This is a genomic window from Streptomyces sp. AC1-42W (assembly GCF_003248355.1).
In the GTDB taxonomy this organism is placed as follows: Bacteria; Actinomycetota; Actinomycetes; order Streptomycetales; family Streptomycetaceae; genus Streptomyces.
Window position 1 is genome coordinate 3,806,998 of sequence record NZ_QKWY01000001.1, and the last position, 22,055, is coordinate 3,829,052.

General features: G+C 74.8%; 10 protein-coding genes and 1 tRNA gene. 6 read left to right on the plus strand and 5 right to left on the minus strand.

Translation table 11 applies throughout. The features are described 5' to 3' along the window. Positions 1-2: 2 nt before the first annotated feature. Positions 3-75, minus strand: a tRNA-Gln gene (locus tag DNK56_RS17385). Between the two features lie 94 nt (positions 76-169). On the opposite strand from DNK56_RS17385, the gene DNK56_RS17390 reads away from it, so the two are divergent. The 4 genes from DNK56_RS17390 (at position 170) to DNK56_RS17405 (ending at position 6,645) form a co-directional block, all read left to right on the plus strand. Then, entirely contained in the window at positions 170-709 is a 540-nt protein-coding gene (locus DNK56_RS17390) for an O-acetyl-ADP-ribose deacetylase (protein WP_111335052.1), read from the plus strand. 124 nt (positions 710-833) lie between these two features. Next, positions 834-1,820: a hypothetical protein gene (locus DNK56_RS17395; RefSeq protein ID WP_111335054.1), complete on the plus strand. Its 987-nt coding sequence runs from the start codon at positions 834-836 to the stop codon at positions 1,818-1,820. Between the two features lie 47 nt (positions 1,821-1,867). Then, complete coding sequence (locus DNK56_RS17400; protein ID WP_111335056.1) at positions 1,868-3,712, plus strand: HSP90 family protein; 1,845 nt, start codon at positions 1,868-1,870, stop codon at positions 3,710-3,712. Between the two features lie 2 nt (positions 3,713-3,714). Beyond that, positions 3,715-6,645: a hypothetical protein gene (locus DNK56_RS17405; protein ID WP_111335058.1), complete on the plus strand. Its 2,931-nt coding sequence runs from the start codon at positions 3,715-3,717 to the stop codon at positions 6,643-6,645. Between the two features lie 80 nt (positions 6,646-6,725). Here the strand turns inward: DNK56_RS17405 and DNK56_RS17410 are convergent, their stop codons facing one another. Further along, positions 6,726-7,334, minus strand: coding sequence for a TetR/AcrR family transcriptional regulator (locus tag DNK56_RS17410; protein WP_111335060.1), 609 nt, complete (start codon positions 7,332-7,334; stop codon positions 6,726-6,728). A 174-nt stretch (positions 7,335-7,508) separates the two neighbouring features. On the opposite strand from DNK56_RS17410, the gene DNK56_RS17415 reads away from it, so the two are divergent. After that, positions 7,509-8,315, plus strand: coding sequence for an alpha/beta fold hydrolase (locus DNK56_RS17415; RefSeq protein ID WP_111335944.1), 807 nt, complete (start codon positions 7,509-7,511; stop codon positions 8,313-8,315). A gap of 47 nt (positions 8,316-8,362) precedes the next feature. After that, positions 8,363-8,572, plus strand: coding sequence for a DUF4287 domain-containing protein (locus DNK56_RS17420; protein WP_111335062.1), 210 nt, complete (start codon positions 8,363-8,365; stop codon positions 8,570-8,572). A gap of 34 nt (positions 8,573-8,606) precedes the next feature. Here the strand turns inward: DNK56_RS17420 and DNK56_RS17425 are convergent, their stop codons facing one another. The 3 genes from DNK56_RS17425 to DNK56_RS17435 all read right to left on the minus strand — a co-directional run bounded on the left by DNK56_RS17425 (position 8,607) and on the right by DNK56_RS17435 (position 22,040). Beyond that, positions 8,607-9,440, minus strand: a complete 834-nt coding sequence (locus tag DNK56_RS17425; RefSeq protein ID WP_111335064.1) for an SDR family oxidoreductase — start codon at positions 9,438-9,440, stop codon at positions 8,607-8,609. Positions 9,441-9,472: 32 nt separating this feature from the next. After that, the gene (locus DNK56_RS17430) at positions 9,473-16,063 is read right to left on the minus strand and encodes a polyketide synthase (RefSeq protein WP_111335066.1); all 6,591 of its coding nucleotides are present in this window, start codon (positions 16,061-16,063) and stop codon (positions 9,473-9,475) included. 61 nt (positions 16,064-16,124) lie between these two features. Next, complete coding sequence (locus tag DNK56_RS17435; RefSeq protein WP_111335946.1) at positions 16,125-22,040, minus strand: type I polyketide synthase; 5,916 nt, start codon at positions 22,038-22,040, stop codon at positions 16,125-16,127. Positions 22,041-22,055 lie beyond the last annotated feature (15 nt).

The following is a 22,055-nucleotide window of genomic DNA, read 5'->3' on the forward strand; positions in this document are numbered from 1 at the left end:
AGCCGACGTGGCAGGTTCCGCCCCTGCGCCCTCCGGGTCCAGAGCCCGGTGCTCTCCTGACTGAGCTACACGCCGATGACCGAGACGGTAAACGGTGTGATGATCACACCGCAACGGGATTCCCCGGAGCCCCGACCGGCCGCCCGGCCGGCCCCGGCATGATGGCCGCATGAGCACACCTTCCGCCGTCGAAGTCACCCTGGTGCGGGGAGACATCACCCGGCAGTCCGTCGACGCCGTCGTCAACGCAGCCAACTCCTCCCTGCTCGGCGGGGGCGGAGTGGACGGCGCGATCCATCGCCGGGGCGGCCCCGAAATCCTCGCCGCGTGCCGGAAGCTGCGCGCCTCGCACTACGGCGGCGGGCTGGCCACCGGCCGCGCCGTCGCCACCACGGCCGGCCGGCTCGACGCCCACTGGGTCGTGCACACGGTCGGGCCGGTGTGGAGCGCGGCCGAGGACCGGTCGGCCCTGCTGGAGTCCTGCTACCGGACATCCCTGCGCGTGGCCGCCGAGCTGGGCGCGCGTACCGTGGCCTTCCCCGCGATCTCCACCGGCGTCTACGGCTGGCCCATGGACGACGGAGCCCGCATCGCCGTGCGCACCGTGCTGGCCGAGGCCGCCGCCCCGGTCGAAGAAGTGCGGTTCGTGCTCTTCGACGCCGCCGCGTACGAGGAGTTCGAGAGGGCCCTGACGGAGGCGCGGGCCTGACCGCACCGCCGCACGCACCCCGTACCGGAGGCGTGGAGCACCCGTGAAGACCCTGTGGAGCCGCGGCCCGCCCCGGCGCTTATGCTGCACCGAACGATCAGGCGGGACCAGGGGAGGGCGCTGTATGTTCGGCAAGCTTTTCGGCAGGGACGAGGCGAGACCGGCGCCCGACCCGCACGTGCTTCCGGCCCCGCGCAAACCGAAGAACGGCATGTACACCCTGCGCGCCCTCGGCGACACCCGGGTGCTCGCGCTGGTGGAAGCCGCCGACGCCGGGGACTGGGAGGCCGTCCGCACGGCACTGGCCCCCTTCGACATCGGCACCGACCACCGGGTCCTGGGCGAGTTCGCGGAGCTCGACGGCGTGGAGGAATGGATCGGCCGGGCCGTCGAGGAGGACAAGGAACACCGGGCGACCGCCCTCCTCATCTCCGGGGCACGCCACATCAGATGGGGCTGGGACGCGCGCACCGGAGCACGGGCCGCGAACGTGACACGGGAACAGTGGCAGACCTTCTTCGAACGGCTCCGCATCGCCGAGGAACACCTGCTGGAGGCGGCCGAGCTGCGCCCGGAGTGGGTCACACCCTGGCGCCAGCTCCTCATGTCCGGCCGCGGCATGTCCCTCGGAGCCGACATCACGGAGGTCCGGCGCGACGCCGCCCTGCGCCGCGCCCCGCTGGACCTGGAGACCCACCTGGAGTGGCTGTCCCAGCTGCAGCCCCGCTGGAGCGGCGAACCCGGCCAGGCCATGCGGTTCGCCCGCGACGCGTTCTCCCGCGCCCCCGAAGGGGACCGGCTCGGCTGCGTCATCGCCATGGCGCACATCGAGGACTGGGTGGAGTCGGACGAGTCGGACTGCCTGCGCACCCCCGAGATCCAGTACGAGCTGCGCCGCGCCGCCGAACACAGCATCCTGCACCCCGCCCACCGGCGGAGCCCCGGCTGGCAGCACGACTTCAACATCTTCGCGATGGCCCTGTCGCTGGCCGACGAGCGGCAGACGGCGAAGCGCGTCTTCCACGCGCTCGACGGCGCCTTCACCCGCTGGCCCTGGGCCTACTTCGGCGAACCCGAGAAGCAGTTCGCCCGCCACCAGCGCCGCGTCTGAACGCACCCGCCGCCACCCCATCCGCCCGCCTCACCCCCGGACTGCCGATGACTCCGCCCGACACCGCTTCCACCCAGCCCGGCGACGACCGCACCTTCCAGGTGGATCTCCGGGGCCTCGTCGACCTCCTCTCGCACCACCTCTACTCCAGCCCCCGCGTCTACCTGCGCGAACTCCTGCAGAACGCCGTGGACGCGCTCACCGCCCGGCACACCCTCGAACCGGCCGCCGCCGACGCGTACGGCATCCGCCTGTACGCCGACAAAACCGTCGTACGCATCGAGGACGACGGCGTCGGACTCACCGAGAACGACGTCCACGCCTTCCTCGCCACCATCGGCCGCAGCAGCAAACGCGCCGAGCGCATCGCCGAACAGCGCGGCGACTTCATCGGCCAGTTCGGCATCGGCCTGCTCTCCTGCTTCCTCGTCGCGGACGAGATCCACGTCGTGAGCCGCTCCGCCCGCACCCCCGACGCACCCGCCGTCGAATGGCGCGGACGCGGCGACGGCAGCTACACCGTCCGCACCCTGCCCGCCACCGCCCACCCGCGCCCCGGCACCACCGTCACCCTCACCCCGCGCGCCGACGCGGGGGAGTGGACCCGCCCCACCCAGGTCCACGCCCTGGCCCGGCAGTACGGCTCCCTGCTGCGCCACCCCGTCACCTTCGACGACGGAACCGGCGGCCCCGGCGCCCGCGTCAACCCGGAACCCGCCCCCTGGGCCCGCAACCACCCGACACCGGGCGCCCGCTCCCGCGCCCTCGCCGCGTACGGCACGGAGGTCTTCGGGTTCGAGCCGCTGGACACCATCGACCTGGACCTGCCCGCCGTCGGGCTCAAGGGCATCGCCTGCGTCCTCCCCGAGGCCGTGCCCACCGGCCGCCGCCACGGCCACCGCGTCCACATCAAGGGCATGCTGCTCTCCGAACAGGCGGAGGAGATCCTGCCCGAGTGGGCGTTCTTCGTCCGCTGCGTCGTGGACGCCGAGAGCCTGCGCCCCACGGCCTCCCGCGAATCCCTGTACGAGGACGACACCCTCGCCGCCGTACGCGACGCGCTCGCCGAACGGCTGCGCGCCTGGATCTCCCGCGTCGCCGCCAGCGACCCGGAACTCCTCGCCCGCTTCCTGCGCGCCCACCACCTCGCCGTCAAGTCGCTCGCCGTGCACGACGACGAGATCCTGCGGATGCTGCTGCCCTGGCTGCCCTTCGAGACGACGGACGGCAGCACCAGCCTGGACGAGTTCGCCCGCACCCACCGCACGGTGCTCGTGACGAACAGCGTGGAGGAGTTCCGGCAGGTCGCCGCGATCGCCTCGGCCGCCGGACTCGGCGTCGTCAACGGCGGCTACACCTACGACCGGGAACTGGTCCACCGGCTCCCCGAGATCCGGCCCGAGGTCAGCGTCGCCGACCTCGACCCGGCGACCCTCACCGCCCACCTCGACCCCGTCGAGCGCGAGACCGAACTCGCCGCGGCCCCCTACCTGGCGATGGCCCGCGACGCGCTGGCCGTCTTCGACTGCGACGTCGCCCTGCGCACCTTCCAGCCCGCCTCCGCCCCGGCCCTCCTCATCGACAGCCGCGACGCCCGGCACGAACGCACCCGCTCCCAGCTCGCCCGCGAACAGCAGGGCGGCGTATGGGGCGACATCCTCGGCGCCCTGCGCCAGGAGGCCCCGCGCGCGCAGCTGATCCTCAACCAGCTCAACCCGCTGGTCCGCACGGCCGTCGCCATCGACGAACCCGAACTGGCCCGCACCAGCGCCGAAGCCCTGTACGGGCAGGCCGCCCTGCTGTCCCGGCGCCCGCTCAGGCCCGCCGAATCGAGCCTGATCAACCGCTCCTTCCTCGACCTCCTCGCCCACGCCCTCCGCAAGGACAGCTGACGATGCCCACCGCACCCCAGAACACCGACGAGCTGTACGCCGGGCTCCAGGAGAACCAGCAGCGCCCCTACGGCCGCGCCCGTACCATCGCCGCCGAGGAACTCACCGACGCAGCCGAACAGCTCGACGACCCACTGGCCCTCGTCCGCGCCCTCCTCGCCCTCCAGGAGGCGTACACCTACGGCGCCGAACCCCGTAAGGCGCCCGTCGTCTTCGCCCGCCTGCTCAACCTCTTCGACGAGCAGCCCGACATCTTCACCGAGCAACTGCGCCATCTGCTGTTCTGGCGGTTCAAATGGGTGGCGAACGCCCTGCGCGCCCTGCCCGAGATCCCGCTGAGCGCCCTGCGCCAGTGGCTCACCGAGATGCGCGACCGGTACGAGAAGGCCGGCCTCGGCCTCCAGCCCTACTACGGACAGGTCCACCTCCTCGCCGCCCACGCCGGCACGGACGACGCCACCACCGCCTACGAGCTGTGGGCGGCCCGCAGCCGCACCCCGCTCAGCGACTGCGAAGCCTGCGAGATCTGCGAACGCGCCCTCCACCACCTCGCCACCGGCGACGACGCCCGCGCCCTGCGCACCTGGGAACCCGTCCTCGACGGCAAGGAGAGCTGCCAGGAGGAGCCCGCCCGCTCCTTCTCGCACGCACTGCTGCCCCTGCTGCGCACCGGCGACACCGAGCGCGCCCGCGCCGTGCACCTCGCCGGCTACCGCGGCTCCCGCCGCAACCCCTCCATGGCCGGCGAGGTCGGCCGCCACCTGGAGTTCTGCGCGCTCACCGGCAACGAGGCCCGCGGCCTGGAACTGCTCGCCGAGAACCGGGTCCTGTTCGAGGACGTGGACTCACCCGAGGACCAGTACGACTTCCTCACCGGCGTGGAGGTCCTTCTCCAGCGCGTCGAGCGACTCGGCCACGCCGAACTGCCCGTCGCCGGATACGCCGGCCGCACCTGGACCGTCGCCGCACTGCGCACCGAGGTACGCGGCCGCGCCGACGACCTCGCCGCCCGCTTCGACGCCCGCAACGGCACCACGGCCCACGCCGACCGGCGCAGGACCCGCCTCGACCGCGCACCGCTCCTCGACCGGCTCGAACTGACCCTGCGCGTCCGCACCCTCGACGACCTGTCCCCGGCCGACCCGGTCGCCGCACCCGCCGCCCCCCAGACCCCCGCCCTCCCCGAATCGGTGCCCGAACTCGTCGCCCGGGCCAGGGAACTGGAACAGCGGGGGCACCCCGAGGCCCAGCTCTGCTGGGCCCGGCTGCGCACACTGATCACCGCCCCCGGCTACACCCACCCCGACGACCCGGTCGTCGGCCCGCTCGTACGGCTCCGCGCGGACCTGCTGGCCGACGAGGCCGCCCGCGCCGGAGACGGCAACCAGCCCGCCGAGGCGGCTGACCTCTACGAAGAGGCCGCCGGACTCTACGAGGACGCCGCGCTGCCGGGCGAGGCGGCCGTCGCCGCCGCCTGCGGCGCACTCGCCGAGGCGGAGGCGGCGGACGGGGACGGGCCCGAGAAGCAGGCGGCGGCGCTGACCGCCGTCCACGCCCGCACGGTCCGGCTGCACGAGGAGACGCCCGGCCTCGCGCCGTACCAGGAGGGGCGCCTGCTGCGGCTGCGGGCGACCGCCCTCGGCCTGCGCTTCCAGGCCGTGCAGAGCGAGGAACACGCGGCGGCGGCATACGCCGAGGTGGAGCTGCTGCACGCCTTCGCCGCCCGGCACGGCCTCGCCTCGCAGACCTCCGGCGCGGCACTCCTGCGGGCCGGCACCCGCGCCATCTCCGGCGACCTGCCCGCCGCCGTCACGGAACTGGACGCCCTCGTCGACCTGCTGCGGGAGCACGGTCCCGCGTGGCACCTGCCCCGTACGCTCGGGCTGCGCGGCCGGCTCCGGATCGGCCTGCGGGACGCGGAGGAGGCGTACACGGATCTGGCCGAAGCCGTACGGCTGGCAGCCGAGTGGCCGGTCACCGTCGCCGAGACCGCCGGTCTCCACGGCGACCTGGCCGAAACGTGCATGTACCTGGGCCGTCCCGAGGAGGCGCTGCGGCAGCTGACGCGCTCCGCCGAGCTGGACCTGCGCCGCGACCAGCGGGCGCGCGCGTACTGCACCTACAGCAACGCCGCCGAGCTGAGCCTCGACCTGGGGCGGGTGGAGGACACCATCGCCCTGCTCGACTCCGTCCTGGCCGAGCCGGACGTCGCCGACGGCGGGCTGGACGACCGCCTCACGGCCCAACTCCGCCTGATCCGCGCGCGGGCACTGCACGCCGGCGACGATCTCAAGGCCGCCACGGCGGAGTTCGTCGCCCTCGCCGCCGAATCGGCCGGCTGGGACGACGATCCGGGGAGCCACGCCATGATCGCCGCCGAGACGGCGGTGCTCCTCGGCGAGGCGGGCGACTTCGGCCCGGCCCGCGAAGCCCTCGCCCAGGCACTCGCCGCGCACGGCCGCGCCCCGCGCTACGAACAGCTCAGCAACGCCCTGCGCGAACTCGCCCGCCTCCAGGCCGAACAGCAGGGGCCGGACGGCCTGGCCGACGCCCTCGCCCACCTCGCCGAAGCGGGCCGGATAGCCGACGCCGCGCGCGCCGCCGCGTTCGAGCCGCGCGGCCGTTCCCTGGACACCGCCCTCGCCTACGAGCACGGGCGCGTCCACGCCTACGCCGGGCAGTACGAGGAATCCCTCGCCGCGCTGGAGAAGGCCGTGGGTCAGCTGGGCGAACCGGGCCCGGACCGGTTCCACGCCGCGCAGTGGGCCGAGTGCGTCCGCCTCGCGGCGGTCGTGGAGGGCGTCTACCTGGAGCGCACCGCCCCGGCGCTCGCCCGCCTCGACACGGCGATCGCCCGGCTCACCCCGCTGGGCCACACCGAGGAGACCGGCCCGCTGGCCGCCGTGGCGGCCCAGCTCCGCGAGGAGTCGTAACGCGACGAAGGCACGAAGACGCCCCCGGCCGCCGCACACGCCCCGAGCCGCCGTACACGCCCCCGCGCGCGTGCGGCGGCTCAGGCGTAGGCGGCCAGGAAGGCGCGGATGCCGCCCTCCGCGAGCCGGTCCAGGTCTGCGGCGGAATGCTGCGGGCCGCCGTGGAACATCGCCCGGTTCACCGGAATCCACAGCAGCAGACCGGAGAAGTGGTGGGCGGCCAGGAGCGGGTCCGGCGTCTTGAGGAGCCCCTGCTCGGTGAGGCGCCGGAAGGTGTCCGCCAGGGTGGCCAGGACCCGTTCGAAGCCCTGCTCGTACCAGGCGGCGCCCAGCTCCGGAAAAGCGTCGGCGTTGGCGATGACGAGCCGCCGCAGCTGGATGACCTGGGGCCGGGTGAGGGCCGTGAGGAACTGGCGGGCCAGCCGCGTCAGGTTCTCGGTGAGCGCTCCGGCGTCGGCGGGGATGTCCGCGACCAGGTCGACCATGGCGTCGATGCGGTCGGTGGTGGCGAGCACGATCTCCGCGAACAGCTTCTCCTTGTCCGAGAAGTGCTTGTAGACGGTCTGCTTGGACACCGCGGCCAGCTTCGCGATGTCGTCCATGCTCGTCCCCGCGTACCCCTTGTTCAGGAACACGGTGGTCCCCGCCTCCAGGATCGCCTGGTGCTTGCGCGCCGACCGTTCGTCCATCCTCAGGGCCCTCTCTCCCTCGTCCACCGCTGCTGCCTACCGCCAAAAAGAGTACTGGACTGATCAGTACTCGTGTGAGTACTGTACCGTCCAGTTCCAGATCGCGGCCGCTCCGGCCGTGACCGGAGTGCCGTGCGACGGCACATTCATGGGGGTTTACGCATGACCACGACAGTGGACAGGATCATCTCGGCCGACGGCACGGCCATCGTGTTCGAACGGCGGGGCTCGGGCCCGGCCGTGCTGCTGGTCGGCGGCGCGCTCATGACCCGGAGCGCCTCCGACGACCTGGCCGGGCTGCTCGCCGAGCACTTCACGGTCGTCACCTACGACCGGCGGGGCCGGGGCGACAGCGGGGACGCCCCCGGGTACGAGGTGCGGCGCGAGGTCGAGGACATCGACGCGCTCATCGAGGGGCCCTGCGGCGGAAGCGCGATGCTCTTTGGTATGTCGTCGGGCGCCGCACTCGCCCTGGAGGCGACGGCGCGGGGCAGCGCCGTCGGCCGGCTCGCCCTGTACGAGCCGCCGTTCATCACCGACGACAGCCGGCCGCCGCTGCCCGCCGACTACGTGGCACACCTGACGGAACTCGTCGCCCGCGAGGCGTACGGGGACGCCGTCGCGTACTTCATGACGGCGGCGATCGACATGCCGGACGAGGCCGTCGCGGGCATGCGGCAGACCCCGTTCTGGGCGAGCCTGGAGGCCGTCGCCCGCACCCTCCCGTACGACGGCCGGATCATGGGCGACACGATGTCCGGCCGCCCGCTGCCCCTCGAACGCTGGGCCTCCGTCACCGTCCCCGTCCTCGTCGGCAGCGGCGACGCGGGCGCACCGCACATGGAGACCGGCGCCCGCGAACTCGCCGGGGCCGGCGACAACTTCACCCTGCGGATCTTCGAGGGCGAGGAGCACACCATCGCGCCGGAGACCCTCGCCCCGGTCCTCGCCGGCTTCTTCGCCGGGGACCGTACGGCGTAAGCGGCCCGCCCCCGAAACCACCACCCCCACCACAGAGAGGCACCGGCATGACCACACCGCCCAAGGGACCCGCCAGCTACTTCCCGTCCATCGAGAAGAAGTACGGCCGCCCCGTCGAGGAGTGGAAGGAACTCATCCGCTCCTCCGACCTCACCAAGCACATGGAACTCGTCGCCTGGCTCAAGGCCGAACACGGCCTGGGCCACGGCCACGCCAACGCCCTCGTCGCGCACACCCTGGCCGAAGCGGGGAGCTGAGCCCCACCACGGGGCCGCGCCGGTGCGGGAACGCTCAGCGGAACGCGGCCGCGTTCTCCGCGGCCCACTGCCGAAACGGCCTGCCCGGCGCGCCCGTGACCCGCTCCACCGTGTCGCGCACCGCCAGCAGTTCGTCGTTGACGTCGCCGCCCATGACGTCCAGCACCGCGTCCGCCGCCGCCTCACCGAACACGGCGGCCAGCGGTGCCCGGGCTTCCTGCCGGCTCGCTCCGGCGAACGGCACCTCGCGGCCGAGGGCCGCCGCGACGGCCGCCGCCTGCTGCCGGGCGGACACCGGCTCCGGGCCGGTCAGGGGATAGGTTCGCCCCCGGTGGCCCGGCTCGGTCAGGGCGGCCCGGGCCACCGACGCGATGTCGGCGGGGTGGATGGTGGGCAGCCCGGTGTCCGGGAACGGGGCGCGGACCGTGTCCCCGGCCCGGATCGCGGCGGCCCACATCAGGGCGTTCGACGCGAACTGGGTCGGCCGCAGGATCGTCCACGCCATCCCGCTGTCCTTGAGCAGGCGTTCGACCTCCTGGTTCTCGGCGGCCGGGCCCAGATGCGGGTGGGACAGGACGGTGATGGACGACACGAGCACCACATGCTCGACCCCGGCCCGCCGCGCCGCCGCGAGGACGTCGGCGTCCGGGCCCACCCGCGACGGCAGAAAGAGCGCGCGGACCCCGGACAGGGCGGCCTCCAGCGACTCCGGCACCGTGAGGTCGCCCTCCACGGCCTCGACCCCCTCGGGGAAACGGGCTCGTGAGACGTCACGGGTGAGCCCCCGCAGCGGGCCCGCGCCGCAGGAGCGCAACTCCGTCAGCAGCGGGCGTCCGATGTTTCCGGTGGCTCCGGTCACGAGGATCATGTGCGGGTACTCCCTGTCGTCGGGCGGCTGACTCAGGAAGACGCTAGGAAGTCAAGCGGACTTGAGGTCAAGGAATCCGACACCACCCGCATGCCCAGTCCGCGCACGCGGTAGATGCAGGTGTCGTCGCCCCACAGGGTCGCGTCCGCCACCGCGTACGGGCCGCGTGCGTCCCGGCCGCTCTCCACGATGTCCATGTCCACCCGGATCAGCCGGTGGGCCGGGGTGATCTGCCCCCGGTACGTCCACGACGTCTCCCGGTCCGGCAGCACCGGCTCGAACCGCGCGTTCGGCATGCCGGCCCCCGCACCGCTCTCCAGCAAGTGGAACTGGAGGAGTTGACACATCGCCTCGACGCCCAGCGAACCCGGCTGCACCGGGTCCTGGAAGAAGTGCGCCCGGAAGAACCAGTCGTCCGCGCGGACGTCCTTCTCCGAACGCAGCCGGCCGAGCCCCGCGCTCCCGCCGTCCGGCCAGTAGCCGGTGACCCGGTCCAGCATCAGCAGCATGGGCCCGGGCAGCCGCAGCCGCCCCGCGCGGAAGCGGTCCGGCAGGGCCGTCAGATCGACGGTGCGGTCGCAGGGCTCGGCGAGCCGGGCGCGGCCGTCCGCCGGGACCGGGACGCCCTGCTGGTCGTCGAAGGCCGACCGGGGGAAGAAGCCGAAGACCGCCTCCAGGTCGAACACCCGCACGCCGTCCGCCGTGCACGACAGCCGGAACGTCTCGATGACCATGTCGCCGCTGCGGGCGATCCGCGTCAGCTCGGCGCACGTGCGCACGGTGCGCGTGGCCGGGGTCACCTCGCCGGTGACCGTGCCCTTCCCGTCGAGATTGCGGAACAGCAGGTCCACGTCGCTGGTCAGCGCGCTCCCGACGTACGAGGCGAGCCAGCCGCACGGCTGCATCGCGGTCTCCATGAGCACGGCGAACGGCATGGCGCCGCCGCCGCTCTCCGCGAAGTACCAGGCGTCCTCGGGAACGTCGTACTCCGCGACGACGCCGCTGCCCTCCCGCATCCCGCCCTGCGGCCCGTCCACCGAGACGATCCGGCTCATGAAGTGGTACGGAGGGCCGGGCAGCCGCGCCACGCCTCGGGTGCCGTCGAACGGCTCGTACATCGCGCCGAACGCCTCGCTCGGCCGCCCCCACGCGCACGCCAGCAGCGAGTCGTGGCCGAACCGGAAGCCGTCCGCCGCCACGGCCACCCGCTGCTCCTGGCCGTGACAGGGGTCGGTGGGGCGGGGGAGCGCCGGTGTGCCGGGGGCGGTCCGTACGGCGGGCGGACCCGTGTGCCGCCACTGCGTCAGCGGCCAGTCCGGCACGAGCCGCAGGGCCACGTTCCGGCCGAGGAACGCCTTCATCCCGTCCACGGAACCCAGCACATCGGCGTAGAGGGTGGGCTCGGGTCCGGCCGACACACCCCGTACGAACACCTCGTAGACGACCCGCCGGCTCTCCGGTGTCGCCTGGCCCCGGCACATCGCCCGGTACGGCCGCCCGGTGACGGGCTCGAAGCGCCAGCCGTCCCGCGCCACGGTGTACCCCATCGCGGTCAGATAGAACGCCATCGCCTGGAAGCCGCCCTGGAGCATCAGGGTGCCCGGCATACACGGGTCGTTGTGGAAGTGCCCGGCGAAGAACCAGTCGTCCGGGCTCAGCGCGGTCTCGGCACGCAGATAGCCCCGGCCCCACGGGCCGCCCGCCGGGTCGAACTCGCTCACCTCGTCCAGCAGCCGCAGTCGCTCCCCGTCGAGGCGCGGCGAACGGACGTGCGCGGCCGTCGCCTCCCAGCCGGGGCCGAAGCAGTCCGCGGGCCTGCCCTCCGCCAGGGCCCGCAGCGCCTCCGGGCCGAATCGGCGCCGCGTGCAGCGCACGGTCGGCGGATTGAGCGGCAGACCGTCGTCCTGCGGCGGATGGTCCGCCGGATTCCACCGGACACCGCCGCTGCCGGCGAGTTCGGCGGGCGTGAAGAATCCGGCCCGGCCGTCGCGCACACTGAGCCGCAACTCGCCGTTCACGTAGCAGTCGTGGTGGAAGAAGGCGAGCCGCACACCGTCCGCCTCGGCGTGGCCGTCGATACGGATCTCGAACCGCAGCGTGTCGCCGATCGTCGGCGGGGCACCGTGGAACGTCACCTCGCAGCCGATCAGCCGGTAGGCGCGCTCGCCCCGGTTGAGGAGATCGACCCCCAGCCAGCTCAGCAGGAGCAAATCGGCCTGGCCGGCCTCGATCAGGATGCCGGACGGCATCCGGCCGGTGGCATCCAGATACCAGCTGTCCCGCCGGACATCGGTCTCCGTCCAGATCGTGCCGTCCGTACGCACCGGCCCCGGCATGGCCAGCGCCCCGGCCACCGCGTCGATCCCGGTGACCCGGTCGGCGAACAGCATCGGCGGACCGGGCATCCGGGTCTGCACCGCGTACCGGTCCTGCTCGGCGAACAGCGGCCCGAACAGGACGGAGACGTTCTGCGTGGCGAGGTATTCGAGCTGCGCCCGGTCGAACGTGGGACCGGGCCTGACGGGCCCCAGGGGTACGGGAACGGGCTGCGGGGATCTCTGCGGTACGGGTGCCGGCGCGGGCACGTGCGCCCGGTCCGGTGCGGGCTCACCGGTGCGCGTCAGCGCCGTGACCGTCGACGCCGACAGCCGTAGGAAGCGCTGGTGGGCCTCCGTGTGGCGGGCCATCACCTCCTGGTGCAGGCTCGCCGCCCGCGCCCCCAGCCGGGCGGCGGCGACCCGAGCATCTTCGCCCACCGCAAGCCCGCTCGTCGCTTCGGGCAGGGCCACCGGACGCCGTCCCTCCGGTACGCGAGAGGCGCCACCACGTGACGCCGCTCCCGCCGGGCGCACCGGAGCCAGCCGGGGCGCCCGCGGCAGGACCATCGCGGCCTCGGGCAACCGCGGCGGCGGCAACGGACGTACGGTGACGACAGGCGCCGCGACCGGCGGCTCCGTCGCGGCGGCCGCGAGCCGGCTCAGCAACTCCTCCGCCCGCACCGGCACCCCCGCGACGACGAGTTCGGCCACCGCGAGGCACAGCTGCCGCAGCCCGGTGTCCTGCGGGGAGTCCAGGGCCACGGCCACATGCTCCCGGTCGCCGAGGACCCGCTTGATCCACCCCGTGCACAGCCTGCGCGGCCCGTGCTCGACGAAGACGCGAACGCCGTCCGCCCACGCCTGCTCCACCATCGCCGCGAAGTCGATCATGCCCATGCCCTGGGCCGTGACCGCGTCGGCCGCCCGTTCGGCGGTCGGCAGGTACGCCCGCCCGGTCGCCCCGCTGTAGAACCGCAGGCCCGGCACCGGCACGGTGGGCCGCAGATGGGCCGCGCGCCACACCTCGCGGACCTCCGCCAGCTCCGGTGCGTGGGCCGCCAGGTCGTAGTCCAGCTCGGCGGCGAACTCCGCGCCCAGCCGGGCCACGACGGCGGCGCACGCCCGCGACTCGCCGCCGATGACGCACACGCCCGGCGCGTTCACCGCCATCAGATGGACGGCGGGTTCCCCGGCGAGGGCCGCACGGACGGTGTCCGCGTCCGCCCCGACGAGGTGGCTCGACCATCGCGACCCGTCGATACCGTGCCGTCGCCAGTAGCGGCGGACCGCGCGGAGCTCGCCGGTGAGTTCGGTGCTGAACAGGCCGCTGTCACGGGTCGCCTCGTACAGTCCGGCGGCGTCCGGCCAGGCCCCCAGCGCGACCAGCGCCGTGGACTCGCCGGAGGAGTACCCGAGCGCGGCATCCGGGCGCAGCCCGAGCACCTCGCGGCTGAACACCGTGTGCGCGGCCGCCAGTTCGGCCGCGCCCCAGATCTGCTCCAGGACCCCGTGGCGCGGCCGCGTCCGCAGGCGCGTACCGAGGGCGTGATGGGTGTTCCGGACCGTTTCGCCGAGCGAGGGCAGCGCCGACATCAGCTCGCGGCCCATGCCCTCGTACGCGGCCGAGCCGTTGGTGTAGACGAACGCGGTCTCCCCGCCGACCGGCCGGTCCCGGAACCGCACCCCGGCCGGACGCGGCCCGCTCCCGGTCAGCCAGCGGCGGGCCGCCGCCCGCGACTCCGGGCCGACCCCGCCGCCGTCCGTCACGAACGCCAGCTTCGCCGGGCCGTCACCGCCGGGTGCGTCGGCGTCCAGAGCGGCCAGCACCTCCCGGCGATCCGCACCCGAGAACACCCGCAGCGCGGGCGCGGGCCCGCGCAGCCACGGCCGGGCGTCCCCGGCGCGCAGCCGCACCCGCACGGGCGGGCCGTCCAGCGGCTCCACCACGACCCGCGCGGTGCGGGGGACGGCCTCGGTGTCGGCGGGGCCGTCCGGGCGGGGCACCGCACGGTGCTGGAGGGCGAGCGCGGCGACGGCGACCGACACCAGCCCGGATGCCGCGTGGGCGCGCCCGAAGGCGGCGGACGGGTCGAACACCGCGTCGGGGCCGTCACCGACGACCAGATCGGGCTCGCCGTCGCCCTCCTCGTCGAGGACGGCGACGACCTCGTCACCGTCCTCGCGCGCCGCGTCCAGGAGCTTGAGGACGAGGACGACGGCCGCGTCCCCCGGCTCGCTCCCGCATTCCAGCTTCCGCAGCGCGGCCCGGTGAACCGCCTCGCAGGACACATCGGCGGCGCCCACGAGTGCGGCGTCCGCCTCACCCGCCCGCAGTGCCCGCACCGCCAGCTCCAGCCCGACCGGCCCGGACGCCTCCTCCGCCGACACCGTGAAGCTCGCACCGCCCAGGTCGAGTTGGGTGCTGATGCGGTTCGCGGCCAGGTTGGGCATGCTCCCCACCACCCCCTCCGCCGTCATCGGCGGGCCGAACGCGTCCCGCGCCCGGTCCACTGGCACGGCCGCGTTCGGCCCGGCCTCCTCCAGCCAGTGCGGAACCCGCCAACGTGCCGCCGACCGTGCCACCTCGGGGTCCACGCCCATCCCGATGACCACCATGGTCCGCTCACGGGGGAGCCGTACCGTCCGCACGGCCTCGCGGGCGGCCTCCAGAACCAGCAGCTGATGGCGCCCGGTCCGCTCCAGGGCCAGCGGCGGAAAGCACAGGTCCGCCAGCTCCACGGTGAACTCCGAGGCCGGGCCCCGCCGTTCGCCGTCCAGGACCGCCCGCCGCAGGTCCTCGGCGGACGCCCCGTCGCCCACCCGCGCCCCGACCGCGACGACCGCGACCGGCGCCCGGCCCGGCGCGGTCGTCGCCCCGGCCGCCTCCCCGGCCGCCTCCCCGGCCTCCGGCGCGGCCTTCGCCCCGGCCTCCGGCGCGCGTGCGGGCCTGGGCACCGCCGGCCGGGGCGCACCGGCCCGGACCGGCAGGTCGGGATGGTCCACGATCAGATGGGCATTGGTCCCGCCGAAGCCGAACGCGCTCACCGCCGCCCGCCGCGCCCCCGTCCACTCCTCCGGCTCCGTCAGCATCCGCAACGGCGTACCCGACAGCAGCTCCAGCGGCCGCCCCGCCCCCGGCGTCGCCGGACGCACGCCGGCACCGAGCGCGCCGAGCACCTTGAGCAGCCCGGTCATACCCGCCGAGGCCAGCAGATGCCCCACATTGGCCTTCACCGAGCCGATCGGCACATCGCCACCGGCCCCGAAGACCGCGGCCATGGCCCGCGCCTCCACGGCGTCACCCACCGGTGTCCCCGTCGCATGGCACTCGACCAGCCCCACCGACTCGGGCGCGACCCCCGCCCCTTCGTACGCCAGGCGCATGGCCCGCACCTGGCCCTCCTCGGACGGGCTGACCAGCCCGGCGCCGCGCCCGTCGTTGGAGAGCCCCGCACCCCGGATCACACCGAAAACCGGGACACCGGCGGCCCTGGCGTCCGCCAGCCGCATCAGCGCGACGAACCCGGCGCCCTCGCCGTGCACCAGCCCGTCCGCGTCCTGCCGCAGCGGGCGGGAGCACCCCGTACGGCTGGTCGCGGACAACGCGCAGAACCCCACGTGCAGATAGAGGGGATCGGGCCGGCTGACCGCACCGGCCACCATCACATCCGCCGTGCCGTCGTGCAGCCGGTCGCACGCCAGCTTCACCGCGTACAGCGAGGACGCACAGGCCGCGTCCAGCGACCAGGCCCCCGCACCGAGCCCCAGCGCCCGCGCCGCGAGCACCGCCGGCAGCCCGGAGGAGAAGCGGTTGCGGGCGTCGGGGCGCGTCCGGCGCCCGCCGCGCAGCAGCGCGTCACGGAGCCCCGGCCGCTGCCGCGACAGCCATACGTACTCGGCGAAGGCGGCCCCGGTCTGCGTCGGATACGACAGGTTCCCCAGCACCAGCCCCCCGCGCCGCAGCGGACCGGAGCGGCCCGCCTCGGCGAGCGCCTGACGCGCCCCGTACAGCACCCAGTGGAACAGCGGGTCCAGGCCGCCGATTTCCTCCGGGCCGACCGCGAAACCGCTCGGGTCGAAGACGGACTCGAACCCTTCTACGTAACCGGCGACGTCGGTCCAGGTGCGGTCGGCGCGGTCGTCCACCGAGCCCATGACCCAGCGGCGCGGCACCCGCCAACGCCCCGCCGGGGCGGGCGACAGACTGGTACGCCCTGCCGCGATGTTCGCCCAGAACGTGTCCGGGTCCAGCGCACCGGGCAGCACACAGCCCCGGCCGACGACGGCGATCGGTTCGAAATCCATACGGGCACTCACTCAGGCGGAGGGAAGCGGGGGCGGCCGGAATCAGAAGCGGGTGGTGGCGTCAGGACGGGCGGCGGACCAGCTCCACACCGATCAGCTCCAGCAGCACCCGCCCGTCCGGATCGATCAGCGCCGCGTCGCAGCGCGCCCCCGTGTCATGTGCCTTCCGCCCGCGCACCACGCACCGCACCTCACCGTCCACCAGGCCGCGCAGGTGCACCCGGCACTCGGCGACCGCCATCGGCAGCGTCCGTGCCCCCAGCACCTCCTGCGCCCAGAGCAGGGCGAGTTGAAGAGCACCGTCCGCGGCGGCCGCGTCGAGCGCCCACCGGTCACCGGGCCAGTCCAGCGCGCGCAGCCCCGCGACGACCGCCTCGGCACCGTGCTCCGAGACACCGCTGACCGTGCGCAGGACCTGGAACCGAGGACCGTGGAACAGCGCCGTGCCCTCGTACGGGTCGGCCGTGCCGAGCGGTTTCAGGGCCTCGGGCGTCTCCCAGACGTCCGGAGCCGCCATGCCGTCCCCGGCCTCCAGCACCGCCCTGTAGTACGCCGTACCGTCCTCGCCCCGCAGTTCGGCGTCCAGGCCCGAGGGCGAGCCGGGCGCCCCCCGCCCGGCGAGCACCGTCAGCAGATGGCCCGCCCCCGCCAGCTCCGGCAGGGCACACGTCCGGTACACGCGCAGCTCCCGCACGACGAGCGGACCGGCCGCCGGCAGCCACGCCGCACCCGCCCCGGCCAGCCAGTTCAGGGCCAGGGCCACCGGCAGCACCGGCACATCGGCGGGCGCGTGGTCCACCAATTGCGGCAGCGTGCCGGAGCGAACCGGAACCTGCGCCCTGACCGGCCCGGCGTCCGGCGCCATCGCCGCCGGGTCCTCTCCGGCCACCACGATGACCCGCGGCTCCCCGGCCGGGCCCGCCAGCTCGGCCGTGAAGGCGGCGGCGCCCCGGGCGAGCGGGATCAGCGCGACCCCGGCCCGGTCGAAGTGCGCGGCGAGGGACGGCGTGACCATCCCGCCCTGCCAGGGTCCCCAAGCCACGCACCGGACGAGGCAGTCGGGGCGGCGGGCCTGCTCGGCCGACGCCACCTGATGCAGCACCTCGTTGGCCATGGCGTAGTCGCACTGGCCCGGATTGCCGAACACGGCGGCCACCGACGAGAACAGGATGATCGTGTCCAGGGGGTCGTCCGCCGTGGCCGCCAGCAGCGCCCGCAGCCCGTCCACCTTCGTGGACAGCACCGACGCGGCCTGCTCGTCGCTCTTGTCGGCGATCCGCCGGTCCGCGAGGACCCCGGCGCCGTGCACGATGCCGGTCACCGGACCCCATGCCTCGCGCACATCGCGCAGGGCGTCGGCGAGGGCGTCGCCGTCGCGGGCGTCCACCCGGACGTAGCGGACCGGGGAACCGGCCGCCTCCAGGGCCGCCAGCGTCGCCCGCACCTCGCGGGCGGCCAGGATCTCCCGGGCCCGCGCCGCGATCCGCACCGGCGAGGCGTCCGTACCGGCCGCCCCGGCGCGTTCGGCGAGCAGCCGGGTGAGCGACGGCTCGTCGAGCGCCGCGCCGAGCCCCGCGGGCTCGACGGCCGGATCGGTCCTGCCCACGAGCACGATCCGGGGACGGTGGGCCCTTGCCAGGTCCAGCAGCGCGGCGGCGGTCACCCCACGCGCCCCGCCCGTGGCCACGATCACCGAAGCGGAGGTGATCCTGCCGTCGCCGGAGGCCGCCAGGGGGCGGGGCTCCAGACGCGGGACGACGCGCGAACCATCGGCCCGCAGACCGGCCTCGCGGTCGGCCCCGCCTTCGAGGAGTTCACGTACGACCGCGTCGGCGACCGCCGCGTCGTCCCGGCCGCCCCATTCGCAGTCGATGACCCGGCACGAGCCGTCCGGCCACTCCTTGGCCGCCGTACGCACCAGCCCGGCGACCCCACCCAGCCAGGCACGGTCCGGCGCCCGGCCCCCGAGGCCGAAGTCGCCCCCGGTGTCCTGCACGGCCACGAACAGGGCCTCGCCCTCGGACGCCCGCGCCGCCACCGTGCGCGCCGCGCGCAGCGCCGACAACAGGACCTCCCGCGCCCCGTCCGGCCCGTCGCCGGCGGTGAGGGCGCCGAGATGGACGACGGCCCGCGCCCCGGACGGCACATCGGCCGACGCGGTGGCGTCCACGCCGTGCTCCGCGAGCCTGCGGGCCACCCGGGCGGACAACCCGGCCCCGCGCGGCCCGTCGCCGGTCACCACGACGGGCCCGTCCAGGAGTCCTGCCGTGGCCGGCCCGGACGCCGGCGACTCCACCGCAACGGGCACCAGCCGCGTCAGCGTCACGTCCTCCTCGCGAGGGCTCGCGTCCGGTCCGGGAAACCCGGCACCCTCCGGCACGCCCGAGTCCCCGGCGGACGGCCCCGGCGCCTCCGCCGGCCCGGCGCCGGCCGCCATCGTGTCGACGATCTCGCGCAGCGTGCGCAGCCGCCCCAGACGTCCGACGTCGCCCGTCGCCACGTCGCCCACCTCACGCCGTACGGCTGACAGGATCTCGACCCGCTTGATCGAGTCGACCCCCAGATCGGCCTCCAACTCCATGTCCATGTCGATCATTTCGGCCGGATAGCCGGTCAGCCGGGCCACCACCGACAGGAGCAGTGCCTTCAGCTCCGCCGCCGACAGGGACACGGGCGCCGCATCGGCTGCGGGCGGGGCAGCCGGCGCGGGCACGGCGGTCGCGACGGGCGCCGGTGTCACAGGCGCAGCCACGGGTTCCGGGGCCGGGGCGGGCCTGGGCACGTCCACCTCCACCGCGCTCACCTCCGCCGCGTGCACCGGCGGCGCGGGGCGGGGGACCGGCAGCGGCGCCGGGGCGGCCGGGGCGGCGACCGCCTCCCCGCCGAGCAGCGCGGCCATGCTGGTCTCGGTCATCCGGAGGAACGCCAGATGGCTGTCCACCAGCATCTGCTGGCAGGCCGCGTGGGTCTCCGCCGTCTGCCGGTGCACCTGATCAACGGCCGCGTAAAGATCACCGCCGGGCGGGGGAGCGCCTGCGGGACGAACGGCTTGCGGGGGCAGCGCATACGAGGACATCGGGTCCGCCTTGGGTTCGGGCTCGGGTACGTACGGGGGCGACGGCCGGAGTACCGGTTCACCGGGCGGGGCGGCGGCCTCGGTGCGGGGCGGGGGCAGATGTCCGCGGTCGTTGCCTCCGCTGATCTTCACCGTCATTCGGGGCTCGCGCTCCTTCGCTGGGGTTTCGGGCGACTCGTAGGGCGCCCAGAGAGCGCCGAGGTCCAGGGGGACACCGTGTACGGCGAGTTCGCCGAGCGCCGCGTGCAGGCCGTCCACCCCGGTACGGGGCCCGTCCAGGGACACCGCTGTGTGCGGGCGGCCGCCGAGAATGCGGCCGGTCAGCGCCGTCAGCGTGTTGCCCGCGCCGATCTCGATGAACGTCCGCACCCCGGCCGCGTACATGGCCTCGATCTGCTCCTGGAAGAGGACCGGCGAGGCGAGATGGCCGGCGATCCGGCCGCGTACCTCCTCGACGTCCGAGGGGTACGGGGCCGCGTCGGCGTTGCCGTACACGTCGATGCCGGGCGCCGACAGCGCCACCGTGCGCAGATGGGCCGCGAACGGCTCGGTGGCCGGGGCGACGAGGGGGCTGTGGAAGGCGGTCGACGCGGCCAGCCGCCTGGTGTCCACCCCTTCGTCCGCGAACGCCCGCTCCGCTCGCGCCACCGCCTCCGCCGTACCGGAAAGCACCACCTGCCGGGGCGCGTTGTGGTTGGCGGGCCAGACGTCCCCGTACGCCCCGGCGGCCAGCACCGCCGCCACTCGGTCCCGGTCCGCCGCCACCGCCAGCATCGCGCCCGGCGCACCCGGCACGTCCCGCATCAGCTCGCCGCGCCGCCGCGCCAGATCCACCAGCGCCCCGGCGTCCAGCGCACCCGCGCAGTGCAGCGCCACCAGCTCACCGAAACTGTGCCCGGCCACGCAGTCCGGGCGCAGCCCCAGCTCCCGCACCACCGCCAGCAGGGCCAGCGACTGCACCGCGAGCGCGGGCTGCGCCCACTCGGTGGCGTCCAGCAGCGCCCGCCGGGCCGCGCGTTCCCCATCCGTGAAGGCCGGCGGCGGGAACACCACCCGGTGCAGTGCCCGGCCCTCGGAGGAGGCGCCGCCCAGCCGGTCCCACACGGCCTGCGCGGCGGGCGACAGCATCGCGGCACCGGCGCCCATGCCGACGTACTGCGCGCCCTGGCCGGGAAACAGGAAGGCGACGCGGCCGGTCTCCGGCTCCCCGCAGGCGTACCGCACCCCGGACGGGGCGGTGAACGCGGCGTCCGGACGCCGCTCGATCATGGCCAGCGCCCGGTCGAACTTCTCCCGCAGATCCTGCACGCCGGTGGCGACGATCGCCAGGCGCACCGGGTCGGTGGGGGAGAAGGACAGCTGACTCTCGCGGGCCAGGGCGGCGAGCGAACGGCTCCCGTCCGCCGGCGGCGGCACGAGGGAGGCGGGGGACTCGCCACCGAACAGGACGAGTTCGCTCGGGACCGCGCGATGGCGCGGGGCCGGCCGGCCGCCGGCGCCGGAGGGCACGTACTCCTCCAGCGTGACGTGGAAGTTGCTGCCGCCGAACCCGAAGCTCGACACCGAAGCCCGGCGCGGATGGCCGGGCGGCCGCACCCAGGGGCGCGTCTCGGTGTTCACATAGAACGGGCCGTCCGGCAGCGCGGCCGCCGGGTTGGGGCGCACCACCTTCACGGTCGGCGGCAGCACCTGGTGGCGCAGCGCCATGACCGCCTTCAGGAGCCCCGCCGCACCGGCGGCGCACTTGGTGTGACCGATCTGCGACTTGACCGAACCGACCGCGCACCACTGCCCGTCGCCCCGGCCCGAAGCCCCGAACACCTCGCTCAGGGACGCCAGTTCGGCCGTGTCGCCGGCCTTCGTCCCGGTGCCGTGCGCCTCGACCAGCTCCACGGTCTCCGGCCCGTACCCCGCGTCCTCGTACGCGCGGCGCAGCGCCCGCGCCTGACCCGCCGGCATCGGGGCGTAGATCGCGCCGCCGCGGCCGTCCGACGAGCTGCCGATGCCCCGGATCACCGCGTGGACGCGGTCGCCGTCCCGCTCCGCGTCGGCCAGCCGCTTCAACGCGTACATGACGACGGCCTCGCCCAGCATCGTGCCGTCCGCGTCGGCGGAGAACGGCCGGCAGTCCCCGCTCGGGGACAGCGCGGGCGTCTTGGAGAAGCAGAGGAACATGCCGATGTCGTTGCCCGTGTCCACGCCCCCGCTGATCACCAGGTCCGCCCGGCCGAGCGCCAGCTCCCCGGCCGCCGTGGACAGGGCGGCCAGCGAACTGGCACACGCCGCGTCGGTGGTGTGGTTGATGCCGTGCAGATCGAACCGGTTGGCGATCCGGCCCGCGACCACATTGCCCAGCAGACCGGGGAACGACGACTCCCGCCAGGGCTCGAAACGGTCCGAGATCCGGTCGCACACCGCCTGCGCCGCCTCCTCCGTCAGCCCGCTCTCGCGGAGCGCGGCGAGCCACACGGGGCGGTGCGTGCGCCCGTACATGTGCGGAAGCAGCTCCAGGGCCGCCGCCCCGAGCACCACCCCCGTACGGTCGGCAGCCGTGCGCGCCCGGCCCCCCGCGTCCGCCAGCACCTGGTCGGCGACCATCAGGGCGAGCAGTTGCGCGCTGTCCGTCGAGGACAGGGCGGTGGGCGGCACCCCGTACGCCATCGGATCGAAGTCGACCTCCGGCAGGAAGGCGCCCCGGCGGGCATACGTCCTGTCGGGGGCCGCCGGGTCCGGGTCGTAGTGGTCCTCCACCCGCCAGCGGGATGCGGGCACCTCGGTGATCAGGTCCCGGCCGCCGGACACGATCCGCCAGTATCCGGCCGCGTCCGACGCGCCGGGCACCAGCGCGCCCACCCCGACCACGGCGACGGGATGGCGGTTGAGCGGGGAGGAGGCGGGCACGGTCTCTCCTTCGAA

Excerpts from the sequence above, each read along its gene's own strand:
- DNK56_RS17390 (WP_111335052.1), top strand. The coding sequence starts at position 170 with ATGAGCACACCTTCCGCCGTCGAAGTCACCCTGGTGCGGGGAGACATC.
- DNK56_RS17395 (WP_111335054.1), top strand. The coding sequence starts at position 834 with ATGTTCGGCAAGCTTTTCGGCAGGGACGAGGCGAGACCGGCGCCCGAC.
- DNK56_RS17400 (WP_111335056.1), top strand. The coding sequence starts at position 1,868 with ATGACTCCGCCCGACACCGCTTCCACCCAGCCCGGCGACGACCGCACC.
- DNK56_RS17405 (WP_111335058.1), top strand. The coding sequence starts at position 3,715 with ATGCCCACCGCACCCCAGAACACCGACGAGCTGTACGCCGGGCTCCAG.
- DNK56_RS17410 (WP_111335060.1), bottom strand. The coding sequence starts at position 7,334 with ATGGACGAACGGTCGGCGCGCAAGCACCAGGCGATCCTGGAGGCGGGG.
- DNK56_RS17420 (WP_111335062.1), top strand. The coding sequence starts at position 8,363 with ATGACCACACCGCCCAAGGGACCCGCCAGCTACTTCCCGTCCATCGAG.
- DNK56_RS17425 (WP_111335064.1), bottom strand. The coding sequence starts at position 9,440 with ATGATCCTCGTGACCGGAGCCACCGGAAACATCGGACGCCCGCTGCTG.
- DNK56_RS17430 (WP_111335066.1), bottom strand. The coding sequence starts at position 16,063 with ATGGATTTCGAACCGATCGCCGTCGTCGGCCGGGGCTGTGTGCTGCCC.